This window comes from Gallaecimonas kandeliae (assembly GCF_030450055.1).
Lineage (GTDB): Bacteria > Pseudomonadota > Gammaproteobacteria > Enterobacterales > Gallaecimonadaceae > Gallaecimonas > Gallaecimonas kandeliae.
This window is the reverse complement of sequence record NZ_CP118480.1, coordinates 3,178,514-3,194,556: the sequence shown is the minus strand read 5'-3', so window position 1 is coordinate 3,194,556 and position 16,043 is coordinate 3,178,514. Positions and strand designations below refer to the sequence as shown.

Sequence of the window (16,043 nt, the reverse complement as noted above, 5' to 3'; positions counted from 1 at the left end):
ATTAAGGGAAACTCCATGACCCAGAAAACCGTGCTTTTTGATGCCCATGTCGCCTGCGGCGCCAAGATGGTGGACTTCCATGGCTGGGATATGCCGCTGCACTACGGCTCCCAGATCGAAGAACACCACGCCGTCCGCACCGACGCCGGCATGTTCGACGTTTCCCATATGACGGTGGTGGACCTCAAGGGTGAGCGCACCCGTGACTTCCTGCGCTACCTGCTGGCCAATGACGTGGCCAAGCTGACCGTCACCGGCAAGGCCCTCTACAGCGGCATGCTCAACGCCGAAGGCGGCGTCATCGACGACCTCATCGTCTACTTCCTGACCGAAGACTTCTTCCGCTTGGTGGTGAACTCCGCCACCCGCGACAAAGACCTGGCCTGGATCACCAAGCAGGCCGCCGCCTTCGACGTCAGCGTCACCGAGCGCCCCGAACTGGCCATGATCGCCGTCCAGGGCCCTAACGCCAAGGCCAAGGCCGCCGCCGTATTCAGCGCCGAGCAGAACGCTGCCGTCGAAGGCATGAAGCCCTTCTTCGGCGTCCAGGCCGGCGACCTCTTCATCGCCACCACCGGCTACACAGGTGAAGCCGGTTACGAGATCACTGTCCCCGCCGACCAGGCCGTGGCCCTGTGGAACGCCCTGCTGGCAGCCGGCGTCAAGCCGGCCGGCCTCGGTGCCCGCGACACCCTGCGCCTGGAAGCCGGCATGAACCTCTATGGCCAGGACATGGACGAGACAGTTTCTCCCCTGGCGGCCAACATGGGCTGGACCATCGCCTGGGAACCGAGCGACCGCGACTTCATCGGCCGCGCCGTCCTCGAGCAGCAGAAAGCCGAAGGCACCGCTCAGCTGGTGGGCCTGGTGATGGAACAGAAGGGCGTGCTGCGTCACGGCCAGAAAGTGGTGACCCCTGCCGGTGAAGGCGAGATCACCTCCGGCACCTTCTCCCCGACCCTGGGCTTCGCCATCGCCATGGCCCGGGTACCGGCCGGTGACTTCACCGACGCCCAGGTAGAAATTCGCAACAAGTTGGTGGATGTGAAGGTGGTCAAGCCTGCCTTCGTGCGCAACGGCAAAAAGGTTTGCTAACCTAAATCAGTTCACCAGTTACGGCATACAAGGAACGGAATAACAATGAGCAATATCCCTGCAGAATTGAAATATACCTCCTCTCACGAGTGGATCCGCAAAGAGACCGACGGCACCTACACCATCGGTATCACCGAGCACGCCCAAGAACTGCTGGGTGACATGGTGTTCGTGGAACTGCCGGAAGTCGGCAGCAGCGTCAACAGCGGCGACGACGTGGCCGTGGTGGAGTCCGTCAAGGCTGCCTCCGACGTCTACAGCCCCCTGACCGGCGAAGTCGTCGCCGTCAACGAGGCCCTGGAAGACGCCCCCGAGACCGTGAACAACGACCCCTACAACGACGGCTGGCTGTTCCGCGTCAAGGCGACCGACGAAGCCGAACTGGATGAGCTGCTGGACGCCGAAGGCTACCAGAACGTCATCGACGAAGAATAAGCTAACCCATTGTTGTTCAAAGCCCCGGCGTCCGCCGGGGCTTTGCTTAAGCTAGAGGTGAACATGTCCGATACCCGCCGTTCCCTGACCGAACTCGAATACAAAGACGCCTTCATCGATCGCCACATTGGCCCTGACGCGGCCGAGACCGCCGCCATGCTGGCCACCATCGGCGCCGACTCCGTCGCCGCCCTGATCGAAGAGACAGTCCCCGGCTCCATCCGCCTCGACAAGGAGCTCGCCATAGGCGCGCCCAAGACCGAGGAAGAAGCCCTGGCCCAGCTCAAGGCCATGGCCGACAAGAACCAGATCTTCAAGTCCTACATCGGTATGGGTTACCACCCGACCCTGACCCCCAACGTGATCCTGCGCAACGTGCTGGAAAACCCGGGTTGGTACACCGCCTATACCCCTTACCAGCCCGAGATAGCCCAGGGCCGCCTGGAAGCCATCCTGAACTTCCAGCAGCTGTCCATGGACCTGACCGGCATGGATCTGGCCTCCGCCTCCCTGCTGGACGAAGGTACCGCCGCCGCCGAAGCCATGGCCATGGCCAAGCGCATCGCCAAGAGCAAATCCAACACCTTCTTCGTCGACGAAGAGTGCCACCCCCAGACCATAGCCCTGGTCAAGACCCGTGCCGAAGCCTTCGGTTTCGACGTCGTCGTGGGCCCGGCCGCCAGCGCCGAGGGCATGGACATCTTCGGTGCCCTGCTGCAATACCCCGGTACCAGCGGTGACATCCAGGATCACGCCGAGCTGACCGCCGCCATCCAGGCCCAGAAGGGTATAGTGGCCGTGGCCGCCGACATCATGGCCCTGCTGCTGCTCAAATCCCCCGGCACCCTGGGCGCCGACATGGTGCTGGGCTCTGCCCAACGCTTCGGTGTGCCCATGGCCTTCGGTGGTCCCCACGCCGCCTTCTTCGCCACCCGCGACGCCCACAAGCGCTCCATGCCGGGCCGCATCATAGGCGTGTCCCGCGACAGCCGCGGCAAGCCCGCACTGCGCATGGCCATGCAGACCCGTGAGCAGCACATCCGCCGCGAGAAGGCCAACTCCAACATCTGTACTTCTCAGGTGCTGCTGGCCAACATGGCCTCCTTCTACGCCGTCTACCACGGCCCTGAAGGCCTCAAGCGCATCGCCAGCCGCATCCACCGCCTGACCGACATCCTGGCCCTGGGCCTCAAGGACAAGGGCGTTGCCATCCGTAACGGCCACTGGTTCGACACCCTGACCATAGAGGTCAAGGACAAGGCCGCCACCCTGGCCGCCGCCGAGGCGAAAGGCGTCAACCTGCGCCGTGACATCGACGGCGCCGTCGGCGTCAGCCTCTCCGAGGCCACCACCCGTGAAGACGTAGCCGAGCTGTTCGAGATCCTGCTGGGCGCCAGCCACGGCCTGGATATCGAAGCCCTGGATGCCCGCATCCAAGGCGGTGAGATCGAGTCCATCCCCGCGCACCTGCTGCGCGAAGACGCCGTGCTGACCCACCCGGTGTTCAACCAGTATCACTCCGAGACCGAGATGCTGCGCTACATCAAGCGCCTCGAGAACAAGGATCTGGCCCTGAACCACTCCATGATCAGCCTGGGCTCCTGCACCATGAAGCTGAACGCCACTGCCGAGATGATCCCCATCACCTGGCCTGGCTTCGCCGCCCTGCACCCCTTCTGCCCGGACAACCAGGCCCAGGGTTACCACGAGATGATCGCCCTGCTGTCCGACTGGCTGGTCAACATCACCGGCTACGACGCCGTCTCCATGCAGCCCAACTCCGGTTCCCAGGGCGAGTACGCCGGCCTGCTGGCCATCCGCCACTACCACGAGTCCCGTGGCGAAGGTCACCGCAACATCTGCCTGATCCCCAGCTCCGCCCACGGCACCAACCCGGCTTCCGCCCAGATGGTGTCCTACAAGGTGGTGGTGGTGGCCTGTGACAAGCAGGGCAACATCGATCTGGCCGATCTGCGCGCCAAGGCCGAGGAACTGTCAGACCAGCTGGCCTGCATCATGGTCACCTACCCGTCCACCCACGGCGTCTACGAAGAGACCATCCGTGAGGTGTGCGACATAGTCCACCAGCACGGTGGCCAGGTGTACATGGACGGCGCCAACATGAACGCCCAGGTCGGCCTGACCGCCCCCGGCTTCATCGGCTCAGACGTGTCCCACCTCAACCTGCACAAGACCTTCTGTATCCCCCACGGCGGCGGCGGCCCCGGCATGGGCCCCATTGGCGTGAAGAGCCACCTGGCGCCCTTCGTGCCCAACCACCCCGTGATGCAGCTGGAAGGTCCCAAGGCCGAGATAGGCCCGGTCTCCGCCGCCCAGTTCGGCTCCGCCGGCATACTGCCCATCTCCTGGATGTACATCGCCATGATGGGCTCCGCCGGCCTGAAGAAGGCGACCGAGTTCGCCATCCTCAACGCCAACTACGTGGCCAAGTGCCTGGGCGACAAGTTCCCTGTGCTCTACAGCGGCCGTAACGGCCGTGTGGCCCACGAGTGCATCCTGGATCTGCGCCCCCTCAAGGAAGAGACCGGCATCAGCGAGATGGACGTGGCCAAGCGCCTGATGGACTTCGGCTTCCACAGCCCGACCATGTCCTTCCCGGTGGCCGGCACCCTGATGGTGGAGCCTACAGAATCCGAGGCCAAGGCTGAGCTGGACCGCTTCATCAACGCCATGACCGCCATCTATGACGAGATCCAGAAGGTAGGCCGCGGCGAGTGGACGTTGGAGGACAACCCCCTGGTCAACGCGCCCCATACCCAGGACGACATCATGGACCCGAACTGGCATCGCGCCTATGACCGTGCCGCCGCCGTCTTCCCCAACAACGACGTGCGCAACAACAAGTTCTGGCCCACCGTCAACCGCATCGACGATGTCTTCGGCGACCGCAACCTGTTCTGCTCCTGCATCCCCACGGATGCCTACGCCGAATAAGGTCTGTAGCCTGAATAAAAAGCCCGCCATTTGGCGGGCTTTTTACTTTGAGGAATGGATTTACTCGATGAAGTCCATGGCGCTTTTGGCGGCCTTGTAGACGGCCGAGGAGACCTTGTTAAAGACCCACCTCACGAAATCGTGGGTGATCTTGGCCGGCACTTCGGTGAGTGAGCCGATGAAGGACAGCATATGGCCAAGCAGACCCTTGGTCTGGTCGTAGAGTCTTTCGGAAACCTCGGCGATCTTCTGCAGCGTCTGAGCCATCAGATCCAACATCTGGGAAATGGAACTTGCCGCGAATTGCACCGGTACGGCTATGCCGTATTTCACGGCGTCGGCCAGCAATGTCTTCAGCGCCGCCGTCAGCATGTACATGTAACGGGTCGTGAAAGAGGCATTGTGGCGTTTCTCGTAATCCAGACGGATCTTCTGGTTGAGGAAGCTGTCGCTACGCAGTTGCACCGCGGCCCAGTCTTCATAGTTGGCGGTATTCATGTAGCCGGGGGTGGCCCTCAGGCCCATTTTGTGGGCTTCGGGGTTGATACCGCTGGCTCCATCAAGAACGTATTCCTGGCCGTTATAGGGGGCGTGGTAGAAAGGCCATATGGGGACCATGGGCACAGGATCGGCACCATGGATACAGCGATGGATCTTATTGAGGGCTGCCGTGCTCTTGATGGCATAGCCGTTCAGGCCAACCCTTGGACAGCCAAAGGAGTAGAGGTTGATGGTGCCGCCAAAGCGCACCTTTATCCAATCGGCGGTCAGGGAAGCCAGGGCCCCGCCGAGACTATGGCCTACGCAGTGCACAGTCCCGTGGAAGGAGCGACCCAGTAAGGGGGTCAAAGCCCTGTCTAACTCGCCCTTCATTGATTCAAAAGCGCGCTGGAAACCCAGGTGAACAGTACTGCCGTTCTCGCTGGTGGCAAAGCCGACGCTCAGATCCGTCAGAGCATCGCGCATGTCTTTCAAGTTGGATGAGGTGCCACGTATCGCCACCACTACGTCATCTTTATAAAGGCCCTTCCCCTTTCCTATTACCCCAAAGCCGGTGCGTAACTGCATGACCTTGGATACGAGCCCGCCAGATACACCGCTGACGGGGCCTTCTGATAAGTCAAAATCGAAGTGGCGGCCTACTATAGGGTCAACCGACATGCGGAACCTGCCGGTAGGCCCTGGGTTTTTAATGTCATAGACCATGTTGGCCATGTAGGCGGCCATTTTAGGGGACAGTGCTGGCATGAAAAACTCCTTTTAAAAATATCCTTAGCTGGGGTCAGTCGAATTTACATATACTGAATACACCTTGAGTAAAGTCAGTCCCATCATTGCGGTCGAAGTGGTATTCCTTTTCTGGATTAATCAGGTCGCAGTCCAGGTTTTTCAACTTATCTTCGACCACCTTTTCAGAAGTGATCCCAGGTAGCACCGTATACCAGAGTGTGTAAGTCTGATTGTTCCAGCGGACATACATCTCTTGAAAAACCCTGGATTCGTCAAAGAGCTTATGGGGGCGGCGAGATTCGATAGTCTTTTCTGGAAACTGGAAGTAGCCATCGCCATCGGTTTTGGTGCTGATGGTCTGGTCTTCACCATAGGTGAGGGTGTACAGGACTTCCAGGCCTGCCAGGGGCTTGCCTTCGTGGGTGACACGGCCTTGTACTTTGGGAGTCAAATGCACAACTTCTTTTTTAGGTATTCCAAACATACTTGCAATCGCCTGATATGAAAGGAGGAAAAGAAGAACAGCGCTTACAGCCAGCACAAATGATGGCTTTACCTTTCGAGGTAATAGATAGGTCTTCATATCCGTCCATGGGTTATTGAAATTAACTGATCTAATTAAGTCTACAGTAAGATATTTTGGCAGGCAATTTTTAGCCAATGATGATGGCGTCATCGCTTATTTTCGTGAAAGGCTTAGTACTTTTTTGCGTTTACACAAATGCCTTTTGCTTGTTTGCGAAGTCGCTTGCCTATGGCCTGCCTTTTTATAATAAATGGATAGCTAAGAGTTCTATCAATTTGATTAATTTTATGGATGCGGGAAATAACTTTGGGTAAACCAGTGTCGTCGTTTTAGCCGTGACTTATTCTGCATGAATTGATTAGTCGTTTTATTTGCTAGGCCTGACATTTTATTCCCACAGACCAGGCATAGAAATCAGAATTTTCACTGCCATTCCCCAGTGTTGACCTAAGGGCCCGCCATCAGGCGGGCTTTTTCATGGCCTTTTCGCAACCCAGGCCAGGGCGTGCTCGATAAAGAGCCGTAGCCGCAGGGGCTGGTTGGCGCGGTCGCGGTAGAGCAGGTAGAAGGGCCGGACAGGGCCGTGCCAACTGGGGGCCAGGGGCTTGAGACCGGGGATCTCGGCGGCCAGCCAACTGGGCAATAGCACGGCGCCCAGGCCCTTGGCGGCGGCCTGGGCCGCCAGCTGCAAGTCGTTGACCCTAAGGCGCAGCCGAGGGGAGATATCCACCCCTTGCCGGGTCTGGCGGTGCCGCAAAGGCAGCTCGTCACCGATGCGGCCCTGGACCCAGGGCAGGGCGGCCAGGGCCTCGGGGCTGTCGGCCTCTGGCCAGTGGGCCGGGCCGTAGACTTCGAAGGGCAAATCGTCCAAGTGGCGGCCTATCCAGGCCGAGTCGGCCTGCTGTCCTACCCGGAAGGCCAAGTCGACGGCGGCCTCCTCCAGGTTGATATTGTTGTTGGACAGGCTCAGCTCCAGGTTGATGTCCGGGTAGGCCAGGGCGAAGTCGGTAAACAGCGCCCCCAGGTCATGGTGGGCCTGGGTCAGGGGCGCGGCGATGCGCAGCAACCCCTTGGGCTGGTGCAGCTCCTCGTCCAGGTTGGCGGTGACCGATTCCAGCTCGCTGACCAGGGGCAAGCAGCGGTGATGGTAGCGCTGGCCTACGGCCGTCAGTTGCAGCTGGTGGGCATTGCGATGCAGCAGGCGCACCCCCAGCCGCTCCTCCAGGCCGCGGATGCGGCGGCTCAGGGTGGATACCGGCACGCCAAGGGCCTGGCCGGCGCGGGTATAGCTGCCCAGTTCCACCAGTCGGCAGAAGAGACGCAGGTCATCCAGGGAAGGTTGATTTTTCATATATGGAAAATGAGCTTTCTTTATTCGCTATTTTATACAGAAATGGGATTTGTACACTGTCGGCATTGGAACCCCGTGGAGGCGGCAGATGTTAAAGGATGAAAAGGGGCAGGCGATTGTCCTGCTGGTGGTATGCGTCTTTTTCTGGGGCAGCGTCTTTCCGCTGGCCAAGGTGGCCTTGGCGGGGCTGTCGCCCCTGGCTCTGGCCGTGTGGCGCTTCTTGATCGCCGTGCTCTGCCTGGGGTTCTACCAGTGGCGTTGGGGTCAGGCCTGGCCCAGCCTGAGGCTCGGCCATTACGTTGTCGTCGCCATCGCCGGCATAGTGGGGATAGGCGGCTTCAACCTGGGGCTTTTCAGCGGCCTGGAGCATACTTCGGCCGCCAATGCCGCCCTGATCATGGCCCTGAGCCCACTGGTGACCTCGCTATTGGCCGCCGCCCTGGCCAGGCGGCCCTTGAGTGGCCTGCAGTGGCTGAGCTTGGTGTGCTGTCTGGCCGGTGTATCCCTGGTGCTGACCCAGGGCCACTTCCGGCAGCTGCACCTGTCCAGAGGTGACGGTGACATGTTGCTGGCGATGTTGGCATGGTGCTTTTACACCCTCAGCTGCCAATGGCTGGGCAAGGTGGTGGGGCCGGTCCAGCTGACTCTGGCAACCATGATCAGCGGCTGCCTGGCACTGCTGCTGGCCGCCTTGGCCCAAGGGGACTCCCTGTCCCTGTTTTCTCTCGGTCCCAAGGTGCTGCTGGTGGTGCTCTACATAGGTCTCTTCGCCACCGTCGCGAGCTACCTGCTGTGGGTGAGGGGCGTGCAGCAGCTGGGGGCGGAAAGGGCTTCGCTCTTCTTCAACCTGGTGCCTGTCTTCGCCGCCCTGGTGGCCCTGCTGCTGGGCCAGCCCCTGACCTTGGTGCAGTTGGCCGGCATGGCCGTGGTGCTGGCGGGCCTGACGCTGCCCCGCTGGTGGCCGGCCCTGGGCCTGCCAGTGAGGAGCTGAACCGGAATGAAAAGCCCGCCGACCGGCGGGTTTTTTCAGCTTTGTGGGTAGGGATCGGTGAGCAGCTTGTTGAGTTCGTCGATCAGGGTGCCGGTGCCCTTCTCGTTGTAGCCAATGCGGTGGTCCACCACCAGCCCGGCCTTGTTGATGACGAACATGTTGGGGATGCTCTCCACCCCGAATTCCTTGCTGAGGTCGCCATGCACGTCATGGGTGAAGGTCACCTTGAAGTCCTTGAGCTTATGGACGATGGCGCGGTAGCGGCGGCGGCCTTCCTTGAAGTTGATGGCGACGATTTCCAGCCTGTCCTTGCCCACCTGGCGTTGAATGGCTTCCAGCACCTTCATTTCCTTGAGGCAGGGGCCGCACCAGCTGGCCCAGAAGGTGGCTACCACCACTTTGCCCTGGCGTTCGCTGAGCTGCACTTGCTGGCCGTCGGGGGTATTACCCAGGTAGGAAGGCGGCCGCTGGCCTTCTTCGACATTGGCGAGGACCTGGCCGGCAACCAAGCTGAGCAGCAACAGCGGCAGGTAATGGATAGGGGGCATACCCTTGTCTCCAAAATGGTTTTCACATTTATACAACACTCCCCGGAGCTTAGGCCATACTGGGCCTTGCTCTGGAGCCCGGGGCTGCTGCACTATCTGGGGGCCATGCAATAAGGAGATGTGTGATGCAAGTCACTGCCAGGGAGGCCATAGATGGCCGGTCATGAAGATACTTTCGACGCCCCCCGCATCAAGGCCATTCGGGAAGCCACAGGCCTGACCCAGAAAGCCTTTGCCACCCTACTCGAAGTGAACCTCGGTACCTTGCGCCATTGGGAGCAGGGGCGACGGCTGCCTACTGGGCCGGCCAGGGCCCTGCTGCGGGCTTTGGAAAACGACAGGGCGGCGGTACAGGCGGCCTTGGCGGCTCAGGGATAGATGACGATGGGGGTGCCGGGCGCTACGGCGTTCCAGAGCTCGTCCATATCGTGGTTCAAAAGGGCGATGCAGCCGTTGGTCCAGTTGGAGGGCTGCATCCTGGGATCAAAGCCGTTGCGCTGGCCGTGGATCATGATGCGGCCGCCGGGGTTGAGGCCCCTGGCCCTGGCCTGGGCCAGATCCTCGGCGTTGGGATAACTGATATGGATGGCTCTATGGAAGGCCGAGTCCGCCAGCTTGTAGTCCAGGAGATAGCGCCCCTCGGGCGTGCGCTGATCCCCTTCTCGCAACTTGTCGCCATGAGGGGCGGCCCCCAGGGCTATCCAGAAGCGCTTAAGCACCTTGCCGTCCTTCATCAGCGCCAGGCTGTAACTGGACTTGTGCACCACCACCAGATCGGCGGCGGGCGAGGCCAAGGCCAGGCAAGGCAGCAACAGCAGGGTGGACAGCAGTGGTCTCATGGGGCTCATCCTGGACGACGCGGAATTCAGCTTGGATTCATCTTAGGACAGTGCCCCGCCCCCTGTCCGCCAAAGGGCTCACAGAAACGGCTTTTCTTTGGGAAAACGCACACAGGGACTCAGTTCAGAACAGGGCTGCTTTGAAAAGGAGAAGCACCTATGACCAAGGCCAGATTCATCAAGTACCTGTTATTGGGGCTGGCGGCTTTACTGCTGGCGTTGCTGCTGTCGAGCCTGCTGGCCAGGTATTTCGGTGTCGGCCAGGGGATTGCCTTTGGATTGCTGTTCATGATCCTGGCGCCGCTGCTGGATGCCGCCTGGCATTTCTGCCGCCTGCTCACGGAGGTGGACTTCGGGCCCAAAAGCCGCAAAGGCGACTAGCCAGGAGCCGCTCGCCCTGCGACGGCCTGGGCTATGCTGGAAGGTGATAACCCTTTCATAAAAAAGGAAATCACCATGTCAGTCGAAATGTTCAGCCTGGGCATGTCCAGCCTCTTGCTGCTGGTCCTGCTGTTGGTGGCGGTATTGCTCCATGCCCAGCAGGTGGGGCTCAAGGCGCTGATGGGCAACAGGGAGGGGCTGGCCGAGCCGTCCGGCATGGCCGGCCGGGCCAGGCGGGCCCACCTCAACCTGCTGGAGAATCTGGTTCCCTTCGCGGTGGCGGTGTTGATGGCCCACAGCCTCGGCATCACCAGCCCCATGACGGTGGCGGGGGCCTGGCTCTTCCTGTTGGGCCGCCTGGCCCATGCCTTCTGTTACGTGGCCGGCATACCAGTGCTGCGCACCCTGTCCTTCTTCGTCGCCTTCGTCGGCATCTTCCTGGTGCTGCTGCCGGTCCTTTTGCACTGAAAAAAGCCGGGGCTGGCCCCGGCTTTGTCACCAGAACACCAGCAGCACAGTGGCGGCTGTGAGGCCGCCCATGCCTTGGGCGAACCAGAACTGGCGGCGCGGGCTGTTCAGCCAGTGGCGTATGCCAACCCCAAAGGCGATCCACATCAGGTTCATCACCGAGCCGCTTAGGAGCCAGGCCAGCAGCAGCCAGCTGAGGGAAGGCCAGTAGGCCGGCCCCGGCAGGCTGAAGGCGGATACCGACGCCAGTGTGGTGGCCCAGACCTTGGGGTTGACGAACTGGAAGGCGGCGGCGGCCAGTACGCCTATCGGCTTGGCCTGCTCCTGGGAGGCGCTGCCCAGCCGCACCTGGGCGATGCGCCAGGCGAGGTAGAGCAGGTAGAGAGCGGAGAGGATCTGCAGCGCCCTGTGCAAGGACGGATAGAGCTCGAGCAGCTCGCCCAGGCCGGCGCCTATGGCCAGCAGCATGGCGGCGTTGCCCAGGCGGATCCCCAGCCAGAAGGGCAGGGTCCGCCAGAGCCCGAACTGGGCGCCGCTGGCCGTGAGCAGCATGTTGTTGGGGCCAGGGGTACCGGCGGCGGCCAGGGTGAAGATCAGGGAGGCGCTGAAGGCGCCCCATTGTTCCGGGCTCATGGTTGTCCTTAATTGTATGGGTTCAATTTGTAGATGCCGGGCCTATGCACTTCCATCAGCAACTGGGGGCTGGCGGGGGCATTGAAACCGAGTTGGCGGTAAAGGCCATGGGCGTCGCGGGTGGCCAACATGATGCGCCGCAAGCCCTGGGCCCAGTCCTGGCTGAAAATGCTCTCCAGCATCCATTTGGCCAGGCCCTGGCCGCGGTGGGCCGGCAGCACGAAGACGTCGGCCAGGTAGGCGAAAGTGGCATGGTCAGTGACCAGGCGGCCAAAGCCGAGCTGCTCTCCCCCCTGGTAGAGGCCGAAGCAGTAAGAGCCCCGGATGGCGGCGGCCACCTGGGCTTCGCTGATCCCTTCCGACCAGTAGCAGTCGGTCAAGAAGCCGTGGACCACGGCCAGTTGCAGCAGGACCTTGTCGTCGCTGAGCAGGAAATCCTGATGGTGCCATTCCATGATGATCCTCGTTGGCAGGGGGGCAGCTTTCTGCCAAAATCATGCAATCGCCCTGTTTTGTATGGCAACAATTTTATTGTTATGGTGACAATCTGGACCCCGGATCTCGGCCCCTTCCAGGGCCCCAAGTACCTGCGCTTGGCGGATGCCATAGCCCAGGCCATAGCCGGAGGCGAGCTGGCCGCCGGCACCAAGCTGCCGCCCCAACGCCTGCTCGCCGACAAACTGGGGGTGACAGTGGGCACTGTCACCCGGGCCTATGACGAGGCCCAGCGCCGCGGCCAGCTGGAGGCCAGGGTGGGCAGTGGCACCTTCGTCAAGGGCCAGGCCCTGGCGCTGGCCCCAGCCTCGGGGGAGGCCCTGGCCCTGGATGGCGCCATGGCGCCTCTTGGGCCCCAGGCGCGAATGCTGAGCGAAGGCCTTACCGCCCTGGCCCAAGATGCTGAGGCCTTGCACCGCTGCCTGCCTTACCCCCAGGCCAACGGCCTGCCGGCCCAGCGCCAGCGCTTCCTGGCCTGGCTGGCGGGCCAGGGCTTTGCCCTGGAAGACAGCCAACTGCTGCTCAACCACGGCGGCCAGCACGGTATCCACATCGCCCTGCAGGCCCTCTGTGAGGCCGGCGATACTGTGCTCTGCGAGGGTTTGTCCTTCCCCGGCATCAAGTTCGCCTGCCAGGAGCAGGGCCTCAAGCTGGTGGGCCTGGCCATGGACGATCAGGGCCTCTTGCCGGAGGCCTTGGAGGCGGCCTGCAAGCAGTACAGGCCCAGGGCCATCTACCTGACCCCAAACCTGCAAAACCCCAGCTGTGCCACCCTGCCCCTTGAGCGGCGCCAGGCGATACTGGCCCTGTGCCGCCAGTATGATCTCTGGGTGTTGGAGGACGACGTCCAGTTCATGGACCCGGCCGCCAAGCCGCAAGCCCTCTTCCAGCTCGACCCCGAACGGGTGGTCTTCCTGTCCAGTTTTTCCAAGCGCTACGCAGGCACTGTGCGGCTGGGCTTCATGTTGTTCCCGGCCCGGCTGCGCAGTCGCATGGACCTGGGATTGCGGGCCTCCACCTGGACAGTCTCGCCCCTGGTGCTGGAACTGGTCAGCCGTTGGCTGGCCGGCGGCCAGATGGACGCCCTGGAACAGTGGTTGGCGGGAGAGATGCGGGCCCGCAGGCAGCTGGCGGACCAGCTGTTGCCGGGGCTGCAGGGGGAGGCGAGTGGCTTCAACTGCTGGTTGGCCTTGCCAGAGCCCTGGCGGGCCAGCGATTTCAGCCGGGCCGCCATGGAGCGTGGGGTCAGGATCCGGGTGGCCGAGGACTATGCCATAGGCCGGCTGCCTGCTCCCCAGGCGGTGCGGCTCAGCATCAGCCAGCCAGGCAGCCGCCAGGAGCTGACCCTGGCCCTGGGCATACTGCACCAACTGCTGCTGGAGGGGCCGCACCTGGCAAGGGCCGTGCTCTGAACCGAAGCAGACTTAAAAAGCACCGCCTGGCGGTGCTTTTTTTGTTGGCCGGACAAGGGGTTTTACCCCGCACCTACCTTGCGGGCGGCTATGCGGCTGGCTTTGTTCGTGACGGCCCAGGCAACTCATTTACTTCCCTTATTGCAACTGATGACTGCTGAGTGAGTCCTAGCCTCCTGAAATTGTGACTGGGTTTTTATGCGAAACGCTTTCATATTTATTTGTTCTGAATATAATGTCGCCGCGCCGTCTCCCGAGCCTTGCTGCTTGCTGCCATCAAGGTGCCCCGCCGGGGCCCACAAGGGGATACGGCAGCCATAATGAAAGAACAATAAGGCGCCGCTCATCAGAGGGGCGTTTCGCCGTTTTGCCTTGCCCCGGGAGATGACATCGATGAACAAGCCTGCCTATCTGGCCAACCTCTCGCCCCTGGCCCTGGCCGTGGGTGCCGCCCTCAGCCTGCCGCTGAGTCTGCACGCCGAGGAGAGCGCCGACGACGCCAGCGTCGAGCGCATCCAGGTCACGGCGTCGCGCCGCCTCACCACCACCGACGAGATCCCCTACAACATCAGCGTGCTGGATGCGAACAAGATGGGTGAGCAGGGCATCAACAACCTGGCGGATCTGGGCTACGCCATCCCCGGCCTGACCGTCATCGACACAGGCCCGCGCAACGACAAGCCCATGATCATGCGTGGCCTGACGGTGGACGAGCTGTCCTCCAACGACGGTGGCGGCAACGGCGGCACCGTCTCCGTCTATGTCAACGACACCCCCCTGCTGGTGGACCTGAACCTCATCGACATCGACCACGTGGAAGTACTGCGCGGGCCCCAGGGCACCCTCTACGGCGCCGGCTCCCTGGGCGGCACCCTGCGTTACATCCTCAAGAAGCCGCAGATCGGCGAGGCCGACGGCTACGTGGGCGGCAAGCTTTACCAGGTCAAGGAAGCCAGCAACCCCAGCGGTGAGCTCTATGGCGCCGCCAACCTGCCCCTCGGCAGCGACGACTTCGCCCTGCGGGTGGCGGCCAGCTACAAGAAAGATTCGGGCTTCGTGGATTACCCCGACATCATCAAGGGTCCCAAGAAGGACGTGGACGACGAGGAGTCCTTCAACGGCCGGGTGGCGCTGCGCTACTCCCCCTCCGACAATTTCGACGCCACCCTGACCCACCTGGTCCAGTCCCAGAACGTGGGCGGCCGCACCGCCGTCAACCCGGCCTTCACCGGCGACAAGTACAGCAACGGCCTGCGCTATGAAGAGCCCCTGAACCGCGACGTGGATCTCACCAGCCTGGAGCTGAACTGGGACCTGGATTTCGCCACCCTGTCCTCCTCCACCAGCCACACCAAGCTCACCGAGAAGGGCCAGCGGGACCAGACCGATCTGCTGATCACCTCCATCTGGCCCGGCTACGCCGACTACCCCGTGTTCTCCGCCTATACCCATGAAGACGTGGACAACAAGGCCTTTACCCAGGAACTGCGCCTGGCCTCCAACGACGACGGCGGCAAGGTGCTGTGGCTGGTGGGTGGTTACTACAGCCACGAGAACAACCACGACAGGTCCATCGAGTACACCCCCGGCTACCCCCAGTTCATCGGCCTGGACCGCCCGGACAACATCGAGTACTACGAGGACAACAAGGAAAAGGCCACCGAGACGGCCCTGTTCGGCGAGCTGACCTACCGCCTCACCGACGCCTGGGACGCCACCTTTGGCGCCCGCGCCTTCCACCTCAAGCAGAACCAGACCAGCTGCCTGGACTTCCCCCTCTATTACGAGCGCCCCGGCACCGGCATAGAGCCGGACTGTTCCCTGGGTGAGGGCAAGAACAGCGACGTCATCTACAAGTTCAGCACCTTCTACCACTTCACCAGCGACGTGAACGTCTATGCCCTCTATTCCCAGGGCTTCCGCCGCGGCGGCTCCAACGGCGTGCCCGCCGGCGGCCAGGTGTCCTTCACCGACGCCGAGAAGCAGTACTCCCCGGACACCGTCGACAACTACGAGCTGGGTTGGCACAGCAACTGGCTGGGCGGCAGCCTGAGCTTCCAGGGCGACCTCTACTACATCGACTGGAAAGACATCCAGGTGGCGGGCAAGACCGCCGAGGGCTCCATCCCGATCACCGTCAACGGCGGCAAGGCCCGCTCCCAGGGCCTGGAGCTGGAATCCGTCTACGCCCCGGTGCGTGGCCTGCTGCTGACGGCCGGTTACTCCTACACCGACTCCCGCCTGGCCGAGGACGCCCCCTCACTGGACGGCAAGGACGGTGACCGGGTGCCCGGCGTGCCGCGCCACGAAGGCAACGTCAGCGCCACCCTGATCCAGGACTACGGCAGCGTCGAAGGCCGCTACACCCTGAGCCTCTATGCCAAGAGCTCGGTGCATACCAGGGTCAACAACAACCCCGGCACCCGTAACGCCGACGACCAGAAGCTGCCGGGCTTTGCCATCGTCAACGCCTCCGCCAGCTTCAGCCTGGATGACTGGATGCTGCGCCTCTACGCCAACAACCTGTTCAACCGTTACGCCTACGTGGGCGCCCGCGGCGCCCGGGACTACGGCGAGCAGGGCCAGTTCTACTTCATCAACAGGCCCCTGACGGTGGGCGCCGAGCTGCAATACCGCTTCTGATCCCAAGGCCCCGCAAGGGGCCTTTTGTTACTCTCTGTCCA

Annotated in this window: 16 protein-coding genes; 9 read left to right on the top strand and 7 right to left on the bottom strand. The window is 62.1% G+C overall.

Annotated features, from left to right (window positions below; translation table 11 throughout):
• Positions 1-15: 15 nt before the first annotated feature.
• The 3 genes from gcvT to gcvP all read left to right on the top strand — a co-directional run bounded on the left by gcvT (position 16) and on the right by gcvP (position 4,485).
• Positions 16-1,095, top strand: a complete 1,080-nt coding sequence (gene gcvT, locus PVT67_RS15835) for a glycine cleavage system aminomethyltransferase GcvT (protein WP_301495280.1) — start codon at positions 16-18, stop codon at positions 1,093-1,095.
• Between the two features lie 45 nt (positions 1,096-1,140).
• Positions 1,141-1,530 carry a glycine cleavage system protein GcvH gene (gene gcvH / locus PVT67_RS15830; protein WP_301495278.1) on the top strand — a complete coding sequence of 130 codons (390 nt, stop codon included), beginning with the start codon at positions 1,141-1,143 and terminating at the stop codon, positions 1,528-1,530.
• A 63-nt stretch (positions 1,531-1,593) separates the two neighbouring features.
• Entirely contained in the window at positions 1,594-4,485 is a 2,892-nt protein-coding gene (gene gcvP / locus PVT67_RS15825) for an aminomethyl-transferring glycine dehydrogenase (RefSeq protein WP_301495276.1), read from the top strand.
• Between the two features lie 60 nt (positions 4,486-4,545).
• Here the strand turns inward: gcvP and PVT67_RS15820 are convergent, their stop codons facing one another.
• From PVT67_RS15820 to PVT67_RS15810, 3 genes are all read right to left on the bottom strand, one after another.
• Positions 4,546-5,733 (bottom strand): lipase family protein, encoded by a 1,188-nt coding sequence (locus PVT67_RS15820; RefSeq protein ID WP_301495274.1) that lies wholly within the window; start codon positions 5,731-5,733, stop codon positions 4,546-4,548.
• Between the two features lie 34 nt (positions 5,734-5,767).
• Positions 5,768-6,298, bottom strand: a complete 531-nt coding sequence (locus PVT67_RS15815) for a DUF6795 domain-containing protein (protein ID WP_301495272.1) — start codon at positions 6,296-6,298, stop codon at positions 5,768-5,770.
• A 418-nt stretch (positions 6,299-6,716) separates the two neighbouring features.
• Positions 6,717-7,592, bottom strand: coding sequence for a LysR family transcriptional regulator (locus tag PVT67_RS15810; RefSeq protein WP_301495269.1), 876 nt, complete (start codon positions 7,590-7,592; stop codon positions 6,717-6,719).
• Positions 7,593-7,680: 88 nt separating this feature from the next.
• Here PVT67_RS15810 and PVT67_RS15805 point away from each other — a divergent pair, with 88 nt between their 5' ends.
• A complete protein-coding gene (locus PVT67_RS15805) occupies positions 7,681-8,583 on the top strand; it encodes a DMT family transporter (protein ID WP_301495267.1) in 903 nt (300 codons plus the stop codon).
• Positions 8,584-8,618: 35 nt separating this feature from the next.
• Here PVT67_RS15805 and PVT67_RS15800 read toward each other — a convergent pair whose 3' ends face one another.
• On the bottom strand, positions 8,619-9,131 hold the full coding sequence (locus tag PVT67_RS15800) for a TlpA family protein disulfide reductase (protein WP_301495265.1): 513 nt from the start codon (positions 9,129-9,131) through the stop codon (positions 8,619-8,621).
• Positions 9,132-9,284: 153 nt separating this feature from the next.
• Between PVT67_RS15800 and PVT67_RS15795 the strand changes: the two genes are divergently transcribed.
• Positions 9,285-9,509: a helix-turn-helix domain-containing protein gene (locus PVT67_RS15795; protein ID WP_301495263.1), complete on the top strand. Its 225-nt coding sequence runs from the start codon at positions 9,285-9,287 to the stop codon at positions 9,507-9,509.
• Here PVT67_RS15795 and PVT67_RS15790 read toward each other — a convergent pair.
• Entirely contained in the window at positions 9,500-9,970 is a 471-nt protein-coding gene (locus tag PVT67_RS15790; protein ID WP_301495261.1) for a L,D-transpeptidase family protein, read from the bottom strand. The two genes, PVT67_RS15795 and PVT67_RS15790, sit on opposite strands and share 10 nt — an antisense overlap.
• Before the next feature lie 159 nt (positions 9,971-10,129).
• On the opposite strand from PVT67_RS15790, the gene PVT67_RS15785 reads away from it, so the two are divergent.
• The gene (locus tag PVT67_RS15785; protein ID WP_301495259.1) at positions 10,130-10,351 is read left to right on the top strand and encodes a hypothetical protein; all 222 of its coding nucleotides are present in this window, start codon (positions 10,130-10,132) and stop codon (positions 10,349-10,351) included.
• A gap of 75 nt (positions 10,352-10,426) precedes the next feature.
• Complete coding sequence (locus PVT67_RS15780) at positions 10,427-10,819, top strand: MAPEG family protein (RefSeq protein WP_301495257.1); 393 nt, start codon at positions 10,427-10,429, stop codon at positions 10,817-10,819.
• 27 nt (positions 10,820-10,846) lie between these two features.
• On the opposite strand, the gene PVT67_RS15775 is transcribed toward PVT67_RS15780, so the two are convergent.
• Positions 10,847-11,452: a LysE family translocator gene (locus tag PVT67_RS15775; protein WP_301495255.1), complete on the bottom strand. Its 606-nt coding sequence runs from the start codon at positions 11,450-11,452 to the stop codon at positions 10,847-10,849.
• Positions 11,453-11,460: 8 nt separating this feature from the next.
• Positions 11,461-11,907, bottom strand: a complete 447-nt coding sequence (locus PVT67_RS15770) for a GNAT family N-acetyltransferase (RefSeq protein WP_301495253.1) — start codon at positions 11,905-11,907, stop codon at positions 11,461-11,463.
• Positions 11,908-11,988: 81 nt separating this feature from the next.
• Here PVT67_RS15770 and PVT67_RS15765 point away from each other — a divergent pair, with 81 nt between their 5' ends.
• Together PVT67_RS15765 and PVT67_RS15760 are read left to right on the top strand one after the other, a co-directional pair.
• A complete protein-coding gene (locus PVT67_RS15765) occupies positions 11,989-13,359 on the top strand; it encodes an aminotransferase-like domain-containing protein (RefSeq protein WP_301495251.1) in 1,371 nt (456 codons plus the stop codon).
• A 393-nt stretch (positions 13,360-13,752) separates the two neighbouring features.
• On the top strand, positions 13,753-16,002 hold the full coding sequence (locus PVT67_RS15760; protein WP_301495249.1) for a TonB-dependent receptor: 2,250 nt from the start codon (positions 13,753-13,755) through the stop codon (positions 16,000-16,002).
• Positions 16,003-16,043 lie beyond the last annotated feature (41 nt).

Bases quoted from the DNA above. Each gene is read 5' to 3' on its own strand.
- gcvH (WP_301495278.1), top strand. From the start codon at position 1,141: ATGAGCAATATCCCTGCAGAATTGAAATATACCTCCTCTCACGAGTGG.
- PVT67_RS15780 (WP_301495257.1), top strand. From the start codon at position 10,427: ATGTCAGTCGAAATGTTCAGCCTGGGCATGTCCAGCCTCTTGCTGCTG.
- PVT67_RS15795 (WP_301495263.1), top strand. From the start codon at position 9,285: ATGGCCGGTCATGAAGATACTTTCGACGCCCCCCGCATCAAGGCCATT.
- PVT67_RS15800 (WP_301495265.1), bottom strand. From the start codon at position 9,131: ATGCCCCCTATCCATTACCTGCCGCTGTTGCTGCTCAGCTTGGTTGCC.
- PVT67_RS15785 (WP_301495259.1), top strand. From the start codon at position 10,130: ATGACCAAGGCCAGATTCATCAAGTACCTGTTATTGGGGCTGGCGGCT.
- PVT67_RS15775 (WP_301495255.1), bottom strand. From the start codon at position 11,452: ATGAGCCCGGAACAATGGGGCGCCTTCAGCGCCTCCCTGATCTTCACC.
- PVT67_RS15765 (WP_301495251.1), top strand. From the start codon at position 11,989: ATGGTGACAATCTGGACCCCGGATCTCGGCCCCTTCCAGGGCCCCAAG.
- gcvP (WP_301495276.1), top strand. From the start codon at position 1,594: ATGTCCGATACCCGCCGTTCCCTGACCGAACTCGAATACAAAGACGCC.
- PVT67_RS15820 (WP_301495274.1), bottom strand. From the start codon at position 5,733: ATGCCAGCACTGTCCCCTAAAATGGCCGCCTACATGGCCAACATGGTC.
- gcvT (WP_301495280.1), top strand. From the start codon at position 16: ATGACCCAGAAAACCGTGCTTTTTGATGCCCATGTCGCCTGCGGCGCC.
- PVT67_RS15810 (WP_301495269.1), bottom strand. From the start codon at position 7,592: ATGAAAAATCAACCTTCCCTGGATGACCTGCGTCTCTTCTGCCGACTG.
- PVT67_RS15815 (WP_301495272.1), bottom strand. From the start codon at position 6,298: ATGAAGACCTATCTATTACCTCGAAAGGTAAAGCCATCATTTGTGCTG.
- PVT67_RS15760 (WP_301495249.1), top strand. From the start codon at position 13,753: ATGAACAAGCCTGCCTATCTGGCCAACCTCTCGCCCCTGGCCCTGGCC.
- PVT67_RS15790 (WP_301495261.1), bottom strand. From the start codon at position 9,970: ATGAGACCACTGCTGTCCACCCTGCTGTTGCTGCCTTGCCTGGCCTTG.
- PVT67_RS15805 (WP_301495267.1), top strand. From the start codon at position 7,681: ATGTTAAAGGATGAAAAGGGGCAGGCGATTGTCCTGCTGGTGGTATGC.
- PVT67_RS15770 (WP_301495253.1), bottom strand. From the start codon at position 11,907: ATGGAATGGCACCATCAGGATTTCCTGCTCAGCGACGACAAGGTCCTG.